Origin of the sequence: Bradyrhizobium sp. 76, from assembly GCF_023073025.1 — a bacterium.
Lineage (GTDB): Bacteria > Pseudomonadota > Alphaproteobacteria > Rhizobiales > Xanthobacteraceae > Bradyrhizobium.
In genome coordinates this window covers 1-671 of record NZ_JADPIS010000067.1, presented here as the reverse complement: position 1 = coordinate 671, position 671 = coordinate 1, and the positions used below count along the sequence as shown (strand labels likewise).

The following is a 671-nucleotide window of genomic DNA, read 5'->3' as shown; positions in this document are numbered from 1 at the left end:
GCCTGCGATGTCCGGATCGAAGCTGTGTTGAAGGAACTCAGCACCCACAGGGGTCGTGATCATGGATCAGCACCGCCAGTCTCGCGGCGTCGGAACAGAACCGATCAGGCGAACGCTCTGGCTTTCGACGTCCGGGCGGCGCTGTTCGTGTTGCTCGGAAAGGACATCACTATGATCGACGGCCTCGGCCCTTACCTTTCGCTGAAGTTGATCGCGGAATGCGGCGACGACCTTACCTCATGGCCAAGTGCAAAGCATTTTACCTCCTGGCTGGGGTTGGCTCCGAGCAATAAGATCTCCGGCGGCAAAGTGCTCTCGTCACGAACGCGCCGATCCGGCGGTCGGGCCGCGGCTCTTCTGCGCCTCGCTGCCGTCACCGTCGGACGCACTGACACCGCGCTCGGCGCCTTTTACAGGCGCCTCTCGTCCCGCATCGGCAAGGCCAAGGCGGTGACCGCCACGGCCCGCAAGATCGCAGTCCTGTTCTACAACGCGGTGCGACACGGAATGGAGTATGTCGATCCGGGGGCCTCATCCTACGAGACGCGCTACCGCACGCGAGTCGTCAACGATCTGCATCGGCGTGCCAAGGCATTCGGGTTTGTTCTCCAGCCCGTGGAGCCGAAAGCTGGTGCTGCCGTTTCTTAGGAATCGTTCTCCAGCGTCAGCTC

1 protein-coding gene is annotated in these 671 nt (G+C 62.3%); it reads left to right on the top strand.

Annotated features, from left to right (window positions below; genetic code table 11):
* Positions 1–648: transposase (locus IVB48_RS15865; RefSeq protein ID WP_247400741.1), on the top strand; the 648-nt coding region annotated here is incomplete at its 5' end.
* Between the last annotated feature and the right edge of the window lie 23 nt (positions 649–671).